The sequence below is a fragment of the Pseudonocardia sp. SID8383 genome, assembly GCF_009864975.1.
Lineage (GTDB): Bacteria > Actinomycetota > Actinomycetes > Mycobacteriales > Pseudonocardiaceae > Pseudonocardia > Pseudonocardia alni.
The window spans coordinates 1-217 of record NZ_WWFY01000333.1 but is presented as its reverse complement, the minus strand read 5'-3'; the positions used below and the strand labels follow the sequence as shown (position 1 = coordinate 217).

1 pseudogene is annotated in these 217 nt (G+C 84.8%); it reads left to right on the top strand.

Annotated elements, in window-relative coordinates:
- Nucleotides 1-217, top strand: a pseudogene (locus GTW08_RS31665) (ComEA family DNA-binding protein); the annotation flags it as partial.

Sequence of the window (217 nt, the reverse complement as noted above, 5' to 3'; positions counted from 1 at the left end):
CGCCGACGCCCTCGACGCCGCGGGGGGCCCGCTGCCCGAGGTCGACCTCAGCGTGCTCAACCTGGCGCGGCGGCTCGGGGACGGCGAACAGATCGCGGTCGGCGTCCCACCGGCCGCCGACGCCGCCCCGGTCCTGCCCGCCCCGGGCTCCGAGCCCGCGTCGGGCACCGAACCGGGCGCGGCCGCCGCCCCCGCCCCGCCCGGCGCCCCCGGCGGG